A 15,544-nucleotide genomic window follows, 5' to 3' on the forward strand; every position below is an offset into this window, starting at 1 on the left:
GATGTCGGCCGGGCTGTCCATCACCGACTTGCCGAACTTCACGGTCAGGGCGAAGTTCCCGCCGCTCTTCGTGGCGTTGATTTGGACCGGGGAGGTGGCGTTCTTGTCGCCGATGGGGGTCTTGCAGGCGTAGGCGACCTGGACCTCCTTACCGGTGTACGCGCCGCCTCCGCCGTCCCCACCGCCGGTGGTTCCGCTGGTGGTACCGCTCGTCGTGCCACTGGTCGTACCGCTCGACGTACCGCTGCTGGTGCCGCTCGTCGTGCCACTCGACGTGCCGCTGGTGGTGCCACTCGTCGTACCGCTGCTGGTGCCGCCCGAACCGTTGCCGCCGTCCGTCACCTTGATGGTGGCGGCGGCCTTGACGGCCTCCTGCGCCGAGCACTTGGTGTCCGTGGACAGCGGCTTGCTGACGTTGATGTTGTAGCGGCCGGGCGTCAGCGTCACCTCGCCCGCCTTCGTGAGCTTCAGCTTCCCCTTCATGTCCGAGAGCTTCATCTCAGCGCCCTTGGGGATCGCCGGGTTCTTCCGCGGGCCCTCCAGGGACAGCTCACCGGTCTGTGCGCCGCCCACCGTGATGGTGCCGGTCGGCAGCACGGTGTCGGCCTCCAGGTCGAGGATCGGCGGGTTCGTGGAGGCGGCCCGCACCGTCTTCCACACCACCTCGACCTCGTCGCCGACCCTGGCCGTCTCCGGTGCCGTCACCGCCACGGTGGTGGTGCCCTCCACCGGGGGCAGACCGGAGATGGCGGGCGGTATGCACTCGGTCTTGTACGAGACCTCGGCGCCCTGCGCGGTGCCCGCGCCGAGCAGCACGCCCGCACCGCCGAGCAGCAGCGCGACGGTGGCCGCACTCACTCTTCGTCGCATCTCACGTGTTTCCTTTCGGAGTCGGTCGGATCTCCTCGGACGGTGCGGAAATCTGGTGGTGCGTCCGTGCCTCCGGCGACGTGTCCGGCGTGAACCAGGGCAGGGCCGGGCCCGCCCCGCTCACCGGGGCCGGTCCGGGCGACGACGGGGGCGGCGGCGCGGCCGGGGCCGTACGGGGCCGTACCTTGTTCACGACGGCCATGCCGATCCGGAAGACCGCCGCCGCGACCACCACGCACAGCAGGACCCAGAAGAGCGCGACGCCCCAGGGCCGTCCCACCGCCCACGGCTCTTCGACGAGCAGCTTGTCCCCGTAGCGCAGGGAGACCAGATAGTCGCCATGGGCCCCGGCGGACAGTTCGACGTCCAGCTCGACCCGCGCCTTCTTCCCCGGCTGGACGGTCCCCCGCCAGCGCTGCTCCTCCCAGGAGGGGGCGAAGACGCCGTGCGAGGTGCCCACCTCGAAGACCGGATCGCGGGCCGGAGTCGAGCCGAGGTTGCCGACGGTGACCACGAGCCGTCGCCTCGGGGGTGCGCCGAACCAGGTCAGCAGCCCGCTGGAACCGTCGAGCCGGACCGCGAGCACGCTCAGCCGCTCGCCTCCGGACCGCTCCTTCGGCAGTGGCGCGACCGGATGCCCGGCGACCTTGAACGTCACGTCCGCGGCGGCGGCCTCACCGGTGACGGTCGCTATATGGATGACACAGGGGCAGGGCTCGGGCGGCTCGGCGACCGGCAGCTTGGTGGTGAAGGTGCCGTCCGCGCCGACGGTGACCGCCCTGCCGTCGCCATTGGCGCAGGAGTTGGTGCCGCCGATCATGTTCTGTCCGCAGATGAGCAGGGTGAGCAGGGCACGTGGTCGCCACCGGGCGCCGGTCACGGTGACCGTGCCGCCCGTGCCCGCCTCGGCCTCGGAGACCCTCGCGGTCGGGCCCTCGGCCGCCGCGGCGCCGCCCGTTAGGGGCGCACCGAGGGTGAGGAGGACCAGGGCGAGCACGGTGAGCACGGCGGGAGGCCGGGCCGGGATGTCTCCGTATCGACATGTCTTCACGTGATCGCTCCTGCCCCCGCGCTCTGCGGTCGCGGTCGCGGGGTGCCGTGCCGTCGCCGTCGCCATCGGCGGCGCAGCAGCCAGGCGCATCCGCCGCCCGCGCCCGCCAGGACGGCCGCCGCGGGGGCGAGCAGCCACCGGGGGACGGCGGTGTAACCGGCGGTCGCCGTGGCGTGCGCGCCCCCGCCCGCGGTGACCGTGAGCCGCACGTCCACCGAGTCGAGGGCGGGCGGGTGCGGCCAGCTCTCGGTGAGCCGTACCCGTTCGCCCGGCGGCAGCTCGACCGGCAGGGTGCGCGGGTCGCGGCGCAGCACCTGGCCGAAGAGCCCGTCGGCGCGTACGGCCAGCCGCGGGGTCAGCACGGTGTTGCCGCGGTTGACGAGGGCGTAGCGGATGGCCGCCCCGTCGCCGCGGCCCTGGATCGTCACGTCCTCGACGGAGAGCGCGGACAGCGTCGGCCCGCTGATCCGCAGCCGCAGCCGCACCGCGACCTCGCGGCCGCCGGAGGAGACCGTGACCGTGCCGGGGCGTTCGCCGGGCACCGCGTCGGACGGGACGGTGACGGTGAAGGGGATGTCGGCGCGGGTGCGGGGCGGCACGGTCACCCGCGGTTCGGCGAGCGCGACCCGGACGCCGTCGGCGGTGCGCAGCCGGACGGTGCGGGGGCGTTCGCCCCGGTTGGTGACCGAGAGCTTGTCCTGGAGGACGGCGCCGGGCCCGCCTTCGAGGTAGATGTACGGCCGGTCGCCCGCGCCCGGTGTGCTTCCGCCGCCGGCGGCGGGGGCCGCCGACCAGTCGGGGCCGGCGGCGGCCGCGGGCGTCCAGGACGCCGGGACGGCCGGGGCCAGCAGGAACACGGCCAGCAGGGCCGGGGCGAAGGCGCGAACGGTGGGACGGATGCGTACGGGGACGACTGCGGCGGCTGCGACGACTGCACGGCTGCGCGACGGCATCGGCGGCTCCTCGGGTGGAGCGGGACTAGCGCACGGGGCGCTGACGGCGGGTCAGCCAGAGCGCCCCGGCCACTCCGGCGAGCAGCACCGTGCCGCCGAGGGTGCCGAGCGCGACGGCGGAGTCCGCCGGTCCGGTCTGCGGCAGCTCGTCGTTGCCCGAACCGCCCTGCTCACCGCCGGAGCCGCCCGTTCCGCCCGTATCGCCCGAGCCGCCGGTGCTCGTACCGCCCGTATCGCCCGAGCCGCCGGTGGAACCGGAGTCCTGGCCGCCGCCCGCGGCCTTGACGTCCAGGGTCAGCGAGGGCCCGGGGCTGTTGCCGGGGGTACAGGTCGTGGTCGTGCCCAGCGCCTTGATGGTGAGGGTCGAGGCGGTGAAGGTGACCTTCCCGCTCTTCTTGGGGGTGTAGGTCCCCGACAGGTCACTGATCTTGATGGGGGTGTTGGCGGGGATGGCCTTGTCGTTGGCGGGCCCCGACACCGACACCGTTCCGCTCTCCGCACCGCCCAGTTTGATGAGCGCGCTGGGGTGCATGGCCCCCTTGCCGAGTTCGACGGGGCTGGAGGAGACGCCCTTCTGGAAGGACATCGTGAGGGTGTAGGAGCCGCCGCTCGCCGCGCTCTTGATGTCGATGGGAGATACGGCGCTCTTGTCGCCGATGGGCGTCTTGCACTGGTAGTCGACGTCCACGGTGTCGGCGTGCGCGGCCGGGGCGGTGAGGAGTGCCGCGGAACCGGCCAGGGCCGCCGCGAGCGCGAGGGCGCCGCCACGGCCGGCCGGGCGGCGTGGGTTGTGGGACACCACGAGATCCCCTCTCGTCAAGCGCCGCAGCCAAAGGCAACTGACGGCATATCAGATGGGGCGCTGACGGTACGCCGGGGACCTTGTCAAGGGAAGACAAAGAACGCGCCGGATCGGCGCGAAGCGGGTGAAGCGCGGGGGAAGCGGAGGGGGATGCCGGGGCCGGGGCCGGCAACGCGGGAGGAGACGCCGGCCGTGGACGGCACGGCCGGACCGGCGCGGCGGATCGGCCGGACGTGATGACGCGCTGCGCCGGGGCGGTGGGGGCGGGGCTGTGGGGGGCGGTGCGGTGGTGGGCGGGGCCGTACTCTTCAGCCCGGTGCGGCGAGTTCGGCCCAGACCGTCTTGCCGGAACCCTCCACGTTGCGGACGACCCCCCAGTCGAGGCAGAGCCGCTGCACGATGAACATGCCGTGCCCGCCGGGCCGTCCGGCGCGGTGCGGGGTGCGCGGCGCGGGCGTACCGGTGCCGAGGTCCACCACCTCCAGGCGGAGCACCTTGGCGTTGCAGCTGACCCGCACCTCCTCGGGGCCGTCGGCGTGCAGACAGGCGTTGGTGACCAGCTCGGAGACGACGAGCAGGACGTCCTCGGCGGCGGCCCGCTGGTCGGCGGTCGCCGCCGGGAGCCACCCCCAGTCGCGCAGTGCCTGACGCGTGAAGTCGCGGGCGCGCGGGACCGCCCCGCTGGCACCGATCAGGTGGAGCCTGCGGATCTGGCGGATGGGGCCGGCGGTCGTGGGTACCGGTGGGGAGGCCGAAGCGGCGGGGCCGTCCGGGTCCGGGCCGCGGTCGCCCGGCGGGTACGGCCGGGTGGTGCTCATCAGCGCTTCACCTCACCGATTCACCGATTCAGGGACAAGGGATACCTGATCTCTTCAACAGTTTCAGCCTGTCTCCTGCCCGGCCATGGCGTGAGAACACCCACTACTTCCGCGCCACGGATGTGACGCAGGCAACGCACCGATGACGCACCGATGACCGGCCGGAAACAGGAAGGTCCTTCATCACTCGACGAGCGCTGCGTCGAGCGTCTCGTGGACCGTGAAGACGGCGTCCGCGCCTGTGATCTCGAACACGCGGGCAACGATGGGCAGCATCCCGGCCAGATGGACACCGCCACCCTCGGCCTCGGCCTTGAGCCGGGCGCCGAGGAGGACGTTGAGCCCCGTGGAGTCACAGAACTCCAGCTTCGAACAGTCCACGACCAGCCGGACACGTCCCCCCTCCACGCACTTCTCGAGCGGCTCGCGCAGCACTTCGGCGGTGTGGTGATCCAGCTCACCCGCCGGTGTGACGACCGCACTCGCCCCGTGGTGCCGAACCTCGACCTGGAGCCGGCCCTTGCTGGCGCTGCCGACCATCCCGCGGTCCATCTGCGCACCTCTTCTGGCGTCTCGTTGCTTTCGATTGCGCGCATCGAACCCTACGCCTTTTACCCGGTCCCCCGGTAGCCGAACATTTCGCATAGTTCGGCAAATATGGACAACGTGGACTTGCCACTTGGTGGCCGATGCAGGTAGGCGTAGAGGGACACACCCGCTTACGGCCCGGCTTTGGAGGCGCCGCTCACCGGAGCAGCACGTTATGGCACCGGCAGCCATATGCCGAGAACGATGGAGGAGACTATGTCACCCCGCCTCGACGACACGCGTACCGAACCCTCGGGGAGTACTCGGACCACCGTCTCGTCGGCCCCCCTGCCCGAGCAGTTCGCACCCGACACGGACGTCCAGGCGACCGTCGGCCATCTCTGCGAAGAACTGCCGGAATTGTCCGGTCTACCGGAGATACCCCCGTATGACACGGTGGCACCGGTGGACGCGAGGGCTCTGTCGAAGACCCTTTTCGAACGCCTCGAGGTGCTGGAAGAAGGCACCCACGAGTACGCCTATGTGCGTAACACCCTGGTCGAGCTCAACTTGGCGCTGGTCAAGTTCGCCGCCTCCCGGTTCCGCTCCCGCAGCGAACCGATGGAGGACATCGTCCAGGTCGGCACCATCGGCCTGATCAAGGCCATCGACCGCTTCGAACTCGGCCGGGGCGTGGAGTTCCCGACCTTCGCGATGCCGACGATCGTCGGTGAGATCAAGCGCTTCTTCCGCGACACCAGTTGGTCGGTGCGGGTGCCGAGGCGGCTCCAGGAACTCCGGCTCGACCTGGCCAAGGCCGGCGACGAACTGGCCCAGCGGCTCGACCGCTCGCCCACCGTCGGCGAGTTGGCCGAGCGGCTGGACATCACCCGGGCAGAGGTCGTCGAGGGCATGGCCGCGAGCAACGCGTACACCGCGAGCTCGCTGGACGCCCAGCCGGAGGAGGACGACTCCGAGGGAGCGCTGGCGGACCGGATCGGCTACGAGGACCACGGACTCGAGGGCATCGAGTACGTCGAGTCCCTGAAGCCGCTGATCGCCGATCTGCCCGCACGTGACCGCAAGATCCTCTCCCTGCGCTTCGTGGCGAACATGACGCAGTCGGAGATCGGTGAGGAGCTGGGCATCTCCCAGATGCATGTCTCGCGGCTGCTGTCGCGCACCCTCCGCCGGCTCCGCAAGGGGCTGATGATCGAGGAGTGACGCCTCCGCAGACGGATAAGGGCCCGCCCCCGCTCACCGGGACGGGCCCTTATCCGTGCGCGCTGCCGGGGCGTCAGATCAGGGTGCCGTGCTGCCACACCGCCGAGACCAGGGGGACGCCGGGGCGGTAGGCGAGGTGCACATGGGACGGGGCGTCCAGGAGCGCCAGATCCGCGCGGGCGCCCGGACTCACCCGGCCCACGTCGGTACGGCGCAGCGCCCGCGCCCCACCGGCCGTGGCGGCCCATACGGCCTCGTCCGGGGTCATCCCCATCTCCCGTACGGCCAGGGCGACGCAGAACGGCATGGAGCTGGTGAAGGACGAACCCGGGTTGCAGTCCGGGGACAGGGCGACCGTGACGCCCGCGTCGAGCAGCCGGCGCGCGTCCGGATAGCTCGAGCGGGTGGAGAACTCCGCCCCGGGCAGCAGGGTGGCGACCGTGTCCCCCTGGGCCAGCGCGTCGACGTCGGCGTCGGTCAGATGGGTGCAGTGGTCGGCGGAGGCGGCGCCGAGTTCCACCGCCAGCCGCACACCGGGACCGTGGGAGAGCTGGTTGGCATGGACCCGGGGGATCAGCCCGCGCTCCTGGCCCGCCGTCAGGACGGCGCGGGCCTGGTCGCCGTCGAAGGCGCCCCGCTCGCAGAAGACGTCGATCCAGCGGGCGTGCGGGGCGCAGGCGTCCAGCATGGGGCCGGTGACCAGCTCCACATAGGCGGCCGGGTCGTCGGCGAACTCGGGGGCCACGATATGCGCCCCGAGGTAGGTCACCTCGTCGGTGTGGGCCCCGGCGATCGCCAGGGACCGGGCCTCGTCCCGCTCGGTCAGCCCGTAGCCGGACTTGATCTCGACGGTCGTGGTGCCCTGCCGGCGCGCCTCGGCCACGTAGCGGCCGACGTTGGCGTGCAGCACCTCGTCCGGGGCGGCGCGGGTGGCGGCGACGGTGGTGCGGATGCCGCCGGCGCTGTAGGCGCGTCCCGACATCCGGGCGTTGAACTCCTCGGTCCGGTCACCCGCGAAGACCAGGTGGGAGTGGGAGTCCACGAAGCCCGGAATGACGGCCCGGCCGCCGGCGTCGACCCGGTTGTCGGTGGCGGGTGCTTTGCTTGTTCCACCGACCCAGGCGACGCGGTCGCCGTCGATCACGACGGCCGCGTCCCGGATCAGGCCGAGGGGGCCTTCACCGAGGGAGGGGTCATTGGTGACCAGACCGGCGATGTTGGTGATGGCGGTCGTGGGCGTCGCGGTGGTCGCGGTCGTCGCAGTCGTCGCGGTCGTCATCGTGAAGGCGTTCTCCTTCGTCGGCCGTGGGGGTGGCGGCCTCGTCGGCCGCGGCGGTCGGGGCCTCGTCGGCCCGGTCGGGGGCGGCCGGATCACCAGCCGTGCAGGGCCGCGATGGCCTCGGCCAGCGCCTGGGGGACGCGCGGGACGAGCTGATGGGCGCCGTCGCGTACGACATGGCGGCCGCCGACCACGGTGTGCCGGACATCGGCGTTGGTCGCCGCGAATACCACGGTCTCCGGGCCCAGCCGGGGCGGCGGCCCCGCCGTGCGCACCGAGTCCAGCGCGATCGTGGTGAGGTCGGCCAGCGCGCCCACCTCGATCCGGCCCGCGTCCGCGCCCCAGCCGAGTGCCGCATGGCCGTCCACGGTTGCGGCCCGCAGCAGCTGGGCCGCGGTCCAGTGGCCGCGGGCGCGGGTGCGCAGCCGCTCGTCGAGCTCCAGGGCACGGGCCTCTTCCAGGATGTCGATCACGGCATGGCTGTCGCTGCCCAGCGACAGCGGGGAGCCCGCGCTCTGCAGCTCGGCGGCCGGGCCGATCCCGTCGGCGAGGTCACGCTCGGTGGTCGGGCACATACAGACGCCGGTGGAGGCATGGCCCAGGAGCCGGATGTCACCGGGGGTGAGGTGGGTGGCGTGCACGGCGGTCGTGCGCGGGCCCAGCACCCCGTGGTCGGCGAGCAGCCGGGTGGGGGTGAAGCCGTGCGCCTCCACACAGGCGTCGTTCTCGGCGATCTGCTCGGAGAGGTGGACGTGGAGGGGCGCCGTGCGCTCGTGGGCCCAGCCGGCCACGGTCGCCAGCTGATTGACGGGGACGGCCCGCACGGAGTGGATCGCCGCGCCGATGCGGGTGTTGCCGTCGCCCTTCAGCCCGGAGACCCGCTCGGCCCAGCCCTCGGCCGTGCCGTCGGAGAAGCGCAGCTGATGCTCGTTGGGCTCGGCCCCGAAACCGGAGGAGAGGTAGCAGGTGTCCAGCAGGGTGATCCGGATACCGGCCTCGGCCGCGGCCGCGATCAGCGCCTTCCCCATCGCGTTGGGGTCGCCGTAGCGGGCGCCGCCGGGCGCGTGGTGGAGGTAGTGGAACTCCCCGACGCAGGTGATCCCGGCCATCGCCATCTCGGCGTAGACGGCGCGGGCCAGCTCGAAGTAGCTGTCCGGGGTCAGCCGGTCGGCGATCCCGTACATCACCTCGCGCCAGGTCCAGAAGGAGTCCGGCGCCCCCTCGCCCGGCCCCTCCGCCCCGTCCTCCGCCTGCACGACCCCGCGCAGGGCCCGGTGGAAGGCATGGCTGTGGGCGTTGGCCAGACCGGGGAGGGTCAGACCACGGAGGGTGACCGACCCGGCGGGCGGCCGCGGACTCCCGGGCACCACCGCCGTGATCCGCCCATTGGCCGCGGCCACGATCACCACGTCCGACCGCACGCTTCCGTCCACCCAGGCGTGCTCCGCCCAGTACGTCTGCGCCGTCAGTGACACGCCAGACCCTCCAGTACCTCCGCGAGCGCGGCCACACCGGCGAGGCAGTCGTCCTCGGCCGCCGTCTCCGCGGGTGAGTGCGAGACGCCGGTGGGGTTCCTTACGAACAGCATGGCCGTCGGAACGGACGCGGACAAAATGCCGGCGTCGTGCCCGGCCCCGGTCGGCAGCACCGGAACGCCGCCCAGCAGCCCCGACAGCCGGTCCCGCAGGCCGTGGGCGAACTCGACGACCGGGGTGAAGGACTCCCGGGTCACCCGGACGTCCACCCCGTCGCGCCGTCCGCGCTCGACGGCGGCGCGCTCGATCTCGCCGACCACCTCGGCCAGGGTCTCCTCGTCGGCGGCGCGGGAGTCCAGCCAGCCGCGCACCAGGCTCGCGATCGCGTTGACCCCGTTCGGTTCGACGCTGACCTTGCCGAACGTCGCCAGCGCCCCGGCGAGCCGGGCCTTCTTACGGGCCGCGAGGACGGTGTTGGCGTAGGTGAGCATCGGATCGCGGCGGTCCTCGATCCGGGTCGTCCCGGCGTGGTTGGCCTCACCGTGGAAGTCGAACCGCCAGCGGCCGTGCGGCCAGATCGCGGAGGCGACGCCCACGGGGGCGCCGGCCGCGGCGGAGCCGCCGCCGGACCGCGCCGCGAGGGCCCGCCCCTGCTCGATGTGGAGCTCGACGAACGCGCCGACACGGGCCAGCCGCTCCGGGTCGGGCCCGATGGCGTCCGGGTCGTATCCGGCGCGCTCCATGGCCCGCGGCAGCGAGACGCCGTCCGCGTCGCGGAGGGCGTGCGCCTGTTCCCTGGTGAGCTGCCCGGCGGTGAGCCGGGAGCCCACACAGGCCAGGCCGAACCGGGCGCCCTCCTCGTCGCCGAAGTTGACGACGGCGAGCGGCTTCACGGGGCGCGCCCCGCGTGCGCGCAGCTCGTCGAGGGCGGCGAAGGAGGAGACCACGCCCAGCGGGCCGTCGAAGGCGCCGCCGTCGGGTACGGAGTCGAGGTGGGAGCCGGTGACCACGGCGTCCCCGGCCATGGGGTCGCCCAGCCAGGCCCACTGGTTGCCGTTGCGGTCCACTTCGTAGCCGAGCCCGCGGTCGCGGGCCTGCTCCTCGAACCACGTTCTGCAGTCGGTGTCCGCTTGTGTCCAGGCGTAGCGGCGGTAGCCGTTCGTCGAGGCGTCCCGGCCGATGGGGGCCAGGTCGCGCCACATCTCGTGGAACGACGCGCCCGCCCGGGGCGCGCCCCCCGCCGCGGGTCCGTCCGTCTCGTGCCCGGGTGCCGCCCGGTGGGCGGGGCGGGCCGGCCCGTTCCGCCCGGGGGACGCCTCACGGCGGTGGCCGGGGGAAGGACGATCGTCCACGGCCGGGTCCTCCTGGCTCACTCGGTCTCCCTCATCGGGACGCGGACGTTCCGCTCCTGCGCCACCTCGTCCGCGCGGTCGTAGCCCGCGTCCACGTGGCGGATCACGCCCATGCCGGGGTCGTTCGTCAGCACCCGGCGGATCTTCTCGCCCGCCGTCGCGGTGCCGTCGGCGACCGTGACCTGGCCCGCGTGGATCGAGCGGCCCATGCCGACGCCGCCGCCGTGGTGGATCGAGACCCAGGAGGCGCCCGAGGCGACGTTGACCATGGCGTTGAGCAGCGGCCAGTCGGCGATCGCGTCCGAGCCGTCGAGCATGGCCTCGGTCTCGCGGTACGGGGAGGCCACCGAGCCGCAGTCGAGGTGGTCGCGGCCGATCGCCAGCGGTGCGGCGAGCGTGCCGTCGGCGACCATCTCGTTGAAGCGCGCCCCCGCCTTGTCCCGCTCGCCGTAGCCGAGCCAGCAGATCCGGGCGGGCAGCCCCTGGAAGTGAACCCGCTCCCCCGCCATCCTGATCCAGCGGGCCAGCGACTCGTTCTCCGGGAAGAGGTCGAGGATGGCCTTGTCCGTGGCCGCGATGTCCTTGGGGTCGCCGGACAGCGCCGCCCAGCGGAAGGGGCCCTTGCCCTCGCAGAAGAGCGGCCGGATGTAGGCGGGGACGAAGCCGGGGAAGGCGAAGGCGCGTTCGAATCCGGCCAGCTTGGCCTCGCCGCGGATCGAGTTGCCGTAGTCGAAGACCTCGGCGCCCGCGTCCATGAAGCCGACCATGGCCTCGACGTGCCGGGCCATGGACTCGCGCGCCCGCTGGGTGAAGTCGGCGGGCTTCTCGGCGGCGTACGCGGCCATCTCGTCGAAGTCCACGCCGATCGGCAGATACGACAGCGGGTCGTGGGCGCTGGTCTGGTCGGTGACGATGTCGATCGGGGCGTTCATCGCGAGCAGCCGCGGGACCAGCTCGGCCGCATTGCCCAGCACGCCGATCGACAGGGGACGCCTGGCGTCGCGCGCCTCGGTCGCCAGCTCGAGGGCGTGGTCCAGGCTGTCGGCGCGGACGTCCAGGTAGCGGTGGTCGATCCGGCGCTCGATGGCGCGCGGATCGCAGTCGACGCAGATCACCACGCCGTCGTTCATGGTGACCGCCAGCGGCTGGGCGCCGCCCATGCCGCCGAGGCCCGCGGTGAGGGTGATCGTCCCGGCCAGGGTGCCGCCGAACCGCTTCGCGGCGACGGCGGCGAAGGTCTCGTAGGTGCCCTGGAGGATGCCCTGGGTGCCGATGTAGATCCAGGAGCCCGCGGTCATCTGGCCGTACATGGTCAGGCCCAGCGCCTCCAGGCGGCGGAACTCCTCCCAGTTGGCCCAGTCCCCGACCAGGTTGGAGTTGGCGATCAGCACCCGCGGCGCCCATTCATGCGTCTGCATGACGCCCACCGGGCGGCCCGACTGGACCAGCATCGTCTCGTCCTGCTTCAGCGTCCGCAGGGTGCGGACCATGGCGTCGAACGAGCGCCAGTCGCGGGCCGCCTTACCGGTGCCGCCGTAGACCACGAGCTTCTCGGGGTGCTCGGCGACCTCGGGGTCGAGGTTGTTCTGCAGCATCCGCAGGGCGGCCTCCTGCTGCCACCCCCGGGCGCTGAGCTCCGTACCACGCGGGGCCCGTACGGGTCGCGGTCCTGACATGGGCCAAGCCTCCCTGCCATCGACTGGATTGAGCTATTCACATCTTGATGCCGATGAATATGGCTAGTCAATAGCGCCGGAGGGCGCATGCCCCGGGTGGCCCGTTCCGACGCCGATACGCGGCCGGCCCGCGGCGGGCAGCCGCTTCCGACGCCGCCCGGGGGCGGGCGGCGCCTCCGGGGCGAAGGCGTACGGGACGACCCCGGCGACAGCCCGCGCCGGGCGCCCAGGCGCCGTCCGAGACCGGCGCCGTCCGACACCAGCGGGTCCGACACCAGCACCGTCCGAGACCAGCACCGCCCGACACCGGCGCCGTCCGACACCAGCACCGCCCGACACCGGCGCCGTCCGACACCAGCACCGCCCGACACCGGCGCCGTCCGACACCAGCACCGTCCGACACCGGCGCCGTCCGCCGGAGGCGCCGCGGGCGCGGCCGGACGCGCCGGACAGCGCCTAGCGTGGAGACATGGCGGAAGGCGGGCATCGGCCGACCGCAGCGCGCGCCGCGGATCTGGTCCGCGGCGGCCCCCGGATGGTTGGCTGAGGACATGACATCGATACCGGTTGCGCCGGCCGCCCGGCGCGAACAGGCCGCGCGGGCCGCCGTGGAGCACGGGCTGCTCGGCCCGGACCAGCCCGTCGTCGGGCTGCTGGACGTGGCCGGGATCCGCGCCGCCGCCGCGGGCCTGCGCGCGGCCTTCGACGAGGTCGTCGCGCCCGGCACCCCCGTTCTGCACGCCTTCGCGGTCAAGGCCGCCGCGCTCGTCCCCGTCCTGCGACTGCTGGCCGACGAGGGGCTGGGCTGCGAGGTGGCCAGCCCCGGCGAGCTGGCACTGGCCCGCGCGGCGGGGGTGACACCCGACCGGATCGTCCTGGACTCCCCCGCCAAGACCGTCGCGGAGCTGCGCGAGGCCCTCGCCCTGGGCATCGCCGTCAACGCCGACAACCCCCAGGAACTGGACCGGCTCGACGCACTGGTGGGGCACGGCACACCCCCGGCCGCACCCCTGGGCCTGCGGGTCAACCCCCAGGTGGGCGGCGGCAGCATCGGCGCGCTGAGCACGGCCACCGCGACCTCCAAGTTCGGCGTCGCCCTCCTGGACCCGGGAGCGCGCGCATGGGTCGTCCGCGCCTTCACCGAGCGCCCCTGGCTGACCCGGCTGCACGCGCACGTCGGCTCCCAGGGCTGCCCGCTGGAGCTGATGGCGGCGGGCATACGGGCGGCCTACGAACTGGCCGAGGAGATCAACCGGACGGTCGGACGACAGCAGATCGACACCCTCGACATCGGCGGCGGACTCCCGGTGAACTTCGCCTCCGACGAGATCACCCCCGGCCACCGGGAGTACGCACAGCTGCTGCGCGGCACCGTGCCCGGACTCTTCGACGGGCGGTACGGGCTGGTCACCGAGTTCGGACGGTCCCTGATCGCCAAGTCGGGCCTGGTGCTGGCCCGGGTGGAGTACACCAAGTCGGCGGGCGGCCGCCCGATCGCGGTCACCCACGCGGGCGCCCAGCTCGCCACCCGCACGGTCTTCGCCCCCGACGCCTGGCCGCTGCGCGTCACGGCCTACGACGCGCAGGGCCGCCCCAAAGCGGAGGGCGACGGCGGCCCGGTCCTCCAGGACGTCGCCGGACCGTGCTGTTTCGCGGGCGACCTGGTCGCGTCCGGCCGCTCACTGCCGGAGCTGGCGGCGGGCGATCTGGTCGGCCTGCTGGACACGGGCGCGTACTACTTCTCCAACCACTTCGCGTACAACAGCCTGCCCCGGCCGGGGATCTACGGCTTCGACGCGACGGGCGCCGACGGCGAAGTGCGCTTCGCGACGGTACGGGAGCCCCAGACGGTGGACGAGATCGTGGCCGAGAGCGGCGCGAAGCACGCGCTGGGCCTGAGCCGGCTGCGCTAGAGCCCCGCGTCCGGGCGCGCCACGATGCGCCGCGCCGCACGCCGCACATCGCGAGGTGTGCCCAGGCCGCACGGACCCAAGGTCCGCCGCGCGACCACCGCTTCGTCTCGCGTGGCGTCCTTTGAGCATCAGGGCAGGTGGGAGCGGGCGCGGACCGCTTGGCCGACGATCAGGCCGGAGGGGGCGAAGCCCGTGGCGGCATCGGTGACCTGGCGTCGAGGCCGCTGCCGGACCGCGGGCCCCTGCGGCCCGGCGACCACGACTCCGGCCCAGGTCACGCGGCACCGCGCCCTCGCGGGCGGCGAAAAGCCGGCGTGTCCCGGACGGCCGACACCCCGCTCCGTGCCCGGCGGCCCGGTGGGACCCCCCTTCAAAAAACGCTTGATGTGGCGCAACTAATTTGTCAAACGTTTTCCGGAGGGGTACCTGACCCCCGGCAGTCCGGCGTCGGCCCGCGCCCCGGAACACAGGTGCCGCCACCGGGACCCGCCCCCACCGGCCCGCCGCCCGGCGGCGAGGGCCGGGCCGGGCACCCCCTGCCCCGTTGCTCACATGCGCCGAAGGCGCGAGACGGCGCCACACCCCCTTACGCCGCGTAACCCCCACCGCGTTTCCAAGCCGCCTGATGCTCGGCGAGCAGGGTGGCCACTTCCGGCACCTCCGCGCACTTCCGCAACCTGGCGAGGCTGACGCGTACCCGTTCGGCGGTGCGTTCCGAAGCGATGGCGAAGTGCCCCTCGTGCGGCGGCTTCGGGAAGCGCTGGCGCGACAGAGCAGCCAGCCCACTGAACCGACCCCGTCCATGCGCTGACCCCGCAGCCATGGACGGGGCGATCCCTCAGCGCGCGGCCGCCGCCAGCGGCCGGGAGCGCCGGGCGCCGCCCGGCCCCGCGTCACCGGCCACGATCCCGGTCGTCTGATAGGCGTTCACCGCCTTGCCCGCGGGCCGCCCCCGAGCGACCCGGTCCGTGCGCACCCACAGCAGCACATCGTTCGTACGCTCCCAGCGGCCCAGCCACAGCGCCTTGGCCCACAGCCCCGCGCCCAGCCCCGCCATCAGCATCCCGCCCGCCGCCGGCACGGCGAAGGACGAGCCCACCGCGGCGACGAAGGCCACCAGCAGCCACCAGCGCAGGGCACGCCGACGGGTCCGTACGGTCACCGCGCGGTCCTGGAGGAAGACCGACTTGCCCGCGCGTGAGGCGGCACGGGCCAGCTCCAGATACCTCCTACGACGCACCACGAAGACCACGGCCGCCGCGATCAGGAAGAGCGCCGCCCCGGCGAGAGTTCCGATCCGGCGCCCGGTCAGCCCCGGCACCAGCGCCCCGATCCCCGCGGCCAGCACACCGGGCCACCACAGCCACCCCGCGGGAGCCCTCACGATCACCGCCACCCGTGCCAGCGCATACGCCCCGCGCCCCACGACCGACCTCCTCATCCCTGGCGAATCCTTGACGTCGTCCCTGAAGGATCCCGGAAGAAATCCCGGAAGAAATCCCTGTCGAACCGAGGAATTTAGCCAGCATGCCTGAGAATTCGGTGAGAGGGGCGGGCTCGGCACCCGGAACAGCCCCGGGCCGCCCCCGAGCGGCCCCGCAGC

13 protein-coding genes and 1 pseudogene are annotated in these 15,544 nt (G+C 73.2%); 2 read left to right on the plus strand and 12 right to left on the minus strand.

Annotation, left to right across the window (positions count from 1 at the left end):
- From AXW62_RS21715 to AXW62_RS21740, 6 genes and pseudogenes are all read right to left on the minus strand, one after another.
- Positions 1–870, minus strand: a pseudogene (locus tag AXW62_RS21715) (hypothetical protein); the annotation flags it as partial.
- A gap of 1 nt (position 871) precedes the next feature.
- Positions 872–1,921, minus strand: a complete 1,050-nt coding sequence (locus tag AXW62_RS21720; protein WP_060946003.1) for a hypothetical protein — start codon at positions 1,919–1,921, stop codon at positions 872–874.
- The gene (locus AXW62_RS21725) at positions 1,918–2,874 is read right to left on the minus strand and encodes a COG1470 family protein (protein WP_060946004.1); all 957 of its coding nucleotides are present in this window, start codon (positions 2,872–2,874) and stop codon (positions 1,918–1,920) included. The genes AXW62_RS21720 and AXW62_RS21725 overlap by 4 nt, the downstream gene beginning before the upstream one ends.
- Before the next feature lie 25 nt (positions 2,875–2,899).
- On the minus strand, positions 2,900–3,676 hold the full coding sequence (locus AXW62_RS21730; protein WP_060946005.1) for an LPXTG cell wall anchor domain-containing protein: 777 nt from the start codon (positions 3,674–3,676) through the stop codon (positions 2,900–2,902).
- 308 nt (positions 3,677–3,984) lie between these two features.
- Positions 3,985–4,494, minus strand: coding sequence for an ATP-binding protein (locus tag AXW62_RS21735; RefSeq protein WP_030837177.1), 510 nt, complete (start codon positions 4,492–4,494; stop codon positions 3,985–3,987).
- 183 nt (positions 4,495–4,677) lie between these two features.
- Positions 4,678–5,046, minus strand: coding sequence for an STAS domain-containing protein (locus tag AXW62_RS21740; protein WP_030837180.1), 369 nt, complete (start codon positions 5,044–5,046; stop codon positions 4,678–4,680).
- Positions 5,047–5,298: 252 nt separating this feature from the next.
- Between AXW62_RS21740 and AXW62_RS21745 the strand changes: the two genes are divergently transcribed.
- Entirely contained in the window at positions 5,299–6,246 is a 948-nt protein-coding gene (locus AXW62_RS21745; RefSeq protein ID WP_102885040.1) for an RNA polymerase sigma factor SigF, read from the plus strand.
- A gap of 73 nt (positions 6,247–6,319) precedes the next feature.
- Here AXW62_RS21745 and hutI read toward each other — a convergent pair whose 3' ends face one another.
- The 4 genes from hutI to hutU all read right to left on the minus strand — a co-directional run bounded on the left by hutI (position 6,320) and on the right by hutU (position 12,028).
- Positions 6,320–7,525, minus strand: a complete 1,206-nt coding sequence (gene hutI / locus AXW62_RS21750) for an imidazolonepropionase (protein WP_060946007.1) — start codon at positions 7,523–7,525, stop codon at positions 6,320–6,322.
- A 92-nt stretch (positions 7,526–7,617) separates the two neighbouring features.
- Positions 7,618–9,000: a formimidoylglutamate deiminase gene (locus AXW62_RS21755; protein WP_060946008.1), complete on the minus strand. Its 1,383-nt coding sequence runs from the start codon at positions 8,998–9,000 to the stop codon at positions 7,618–7,620.
- Positions 8,991–10,202, minus strand: a complete 1,212-nt coding sequence (locus AXW62_RS21760) for an allantoate amidohydrolase (RefSeq protein ID WP_060946012.1) — start codon at positions 10,200–10,202, stop codon at positions 8,991–8,993. Before AXW62_RS21760 ends, AXW62_RS21755 begins: the two co-directional genes overlap by 10 nt.
- A gap of 167 nt (positions 10,203–10,369) precedes the next feature.
- Positions 10,370–12,028, minus strand: a complete 1,659-nt coding sequence (hutU, locus tag AXW62_RS21765) for a urocanate hydratase (RefSeq protein WP_060946009.1) — start codon at positions 12,026–12,028, stop codon at positions 10,370–10,372.
- A 551-nt stretch (positions 12,029–12,579) separates the two neighbouring features.
- Here hutU and AXW62_RS21770 point away from each other — a divergent pair.
- The gene (locus tag AXW62_RS21770; RefSeq protein WP_060946010.1) at positions 12,580–13,941 is read left to right on the plus strand and encodes a type III PLP-dependent enzyme domain-containing protein; all 1,362 of its coding nucleotides are present in this window, start codon (positions 12,580–12,582) and stop codon (positions 13,939–13,941) included.
- Between the two features lie 128 nt (positions 13,942–14,069).
- Here the strand turns inward: AXW62_RS21770 and AXW62_RS44050 are convergent, their stop codons facing one another.
- Together AXW62_RS44050 and AXW62_RS21775 are read right to left on the minus strand one after the other, a co-directional pair.
- The gene (locus AXW62_RS44050; protein WP_159060931.1) at positions 14,070–14,219 is read right to left on the minus strand and encodes a hypothetical protein; all 150 of its coding nucleotides are present in this window, start codon (positions 14,217–14,219) and stop codon (positions 14,070–14,072) included.
- A gap of 560 nt (positions 14,220–14,779) precedes the next feature.
- Positions 14,780–15,382 carry a hypothetical protein gene (locus AXW62_RS21775; RefSeq protein ID WP_060946011.1) on the minus strand — a complete coding sequence of 201 codons (603 nt, stop codon included), beginning with the start codon at positions 15,380–15,382 and terminating at the stop codon, positions 14,780–14,782.
- Positions 15,383–15,544: the final 162 nt, after the last annotated feature.

It is taken from the genome of Streptomyces hygroscopicus subsp. hygroscopicus (genome assembly GCF_001553455.1).
Lineage (GTDB): Bacteria > Actinomycetota > Actinomycetes > Streptomycetales > Streptomycetaceae > Streptomyces > Streptomyces hygroscopicus.

Excerpts from the sequence above, each read along its gene's own strand:
- AXW62_RS21745 (WP_102885040.1), top strand. The coding sequence starts at position 5,299 with ATGTCACCCCGCCTCGACGACACGCGTACCGAACCCTCGGGGAGTACT.
- AXW62_RS21775 (WP_060946011.1), bottom strand. The coding sequence starts at position 15,382 with ATGAGGAGGTCGGTCGTGGGGCGCGGGGCGTATGCGCTGGCACGGGTG.
- AXW62_RS21725 (WP_060946004.1), bottom strand. The coding sequence starts at position 2,874 with ATGCCGTCGCGCAGCCGTGCAGTCGTCGCAGCCGCCGCAGTCGTCCCC.
- AXW62_RS21770 (WP_060946010.1), top strand. The coding sequence starts at position 12,580 with ATGACATCGATACCGGTTGCGCCGGCCGCCCGGCGCGAACAGGCCGCG.
- hutI (WP_060946007.1), bottom strand. The coding sequence starts at position 7,525 with ATGACGACCGCGACGACTGCGACGACCGCGACCACCGCGACGCCCACG.
- AXW62_RS21740 (WP_030837180.1), bottom strand. The coding sequence starts at position 5,046 with ATGGACCGCGGGATGGTCGGCAGCGCCAGCAAGGGCCGGCTCCAGGTC.
- hutU (WP_060946009.1), bottom strand. The coding sequence starts at position 12,028 with ATGTCAGGACCGCGACCCGTACGGGCCCCGCGTGGTACGGAGCTCAGC.
- AXW62_RS21735 (WP_030837177.1), bottom strand. The coding sequence starts at position 4,494 with ATGAGCACCACCCGGCCGTACCCGCCGGGCGACCGCGGCCCGGACCCG.
- AXW62_RS21760 (WP_060946012.1), bottom strand. The coding sequence starts at position 10,202 with ATGTGGCGCGACCTGGCCCCCATCGGCCGGGACGCCTCGACGAACGGC.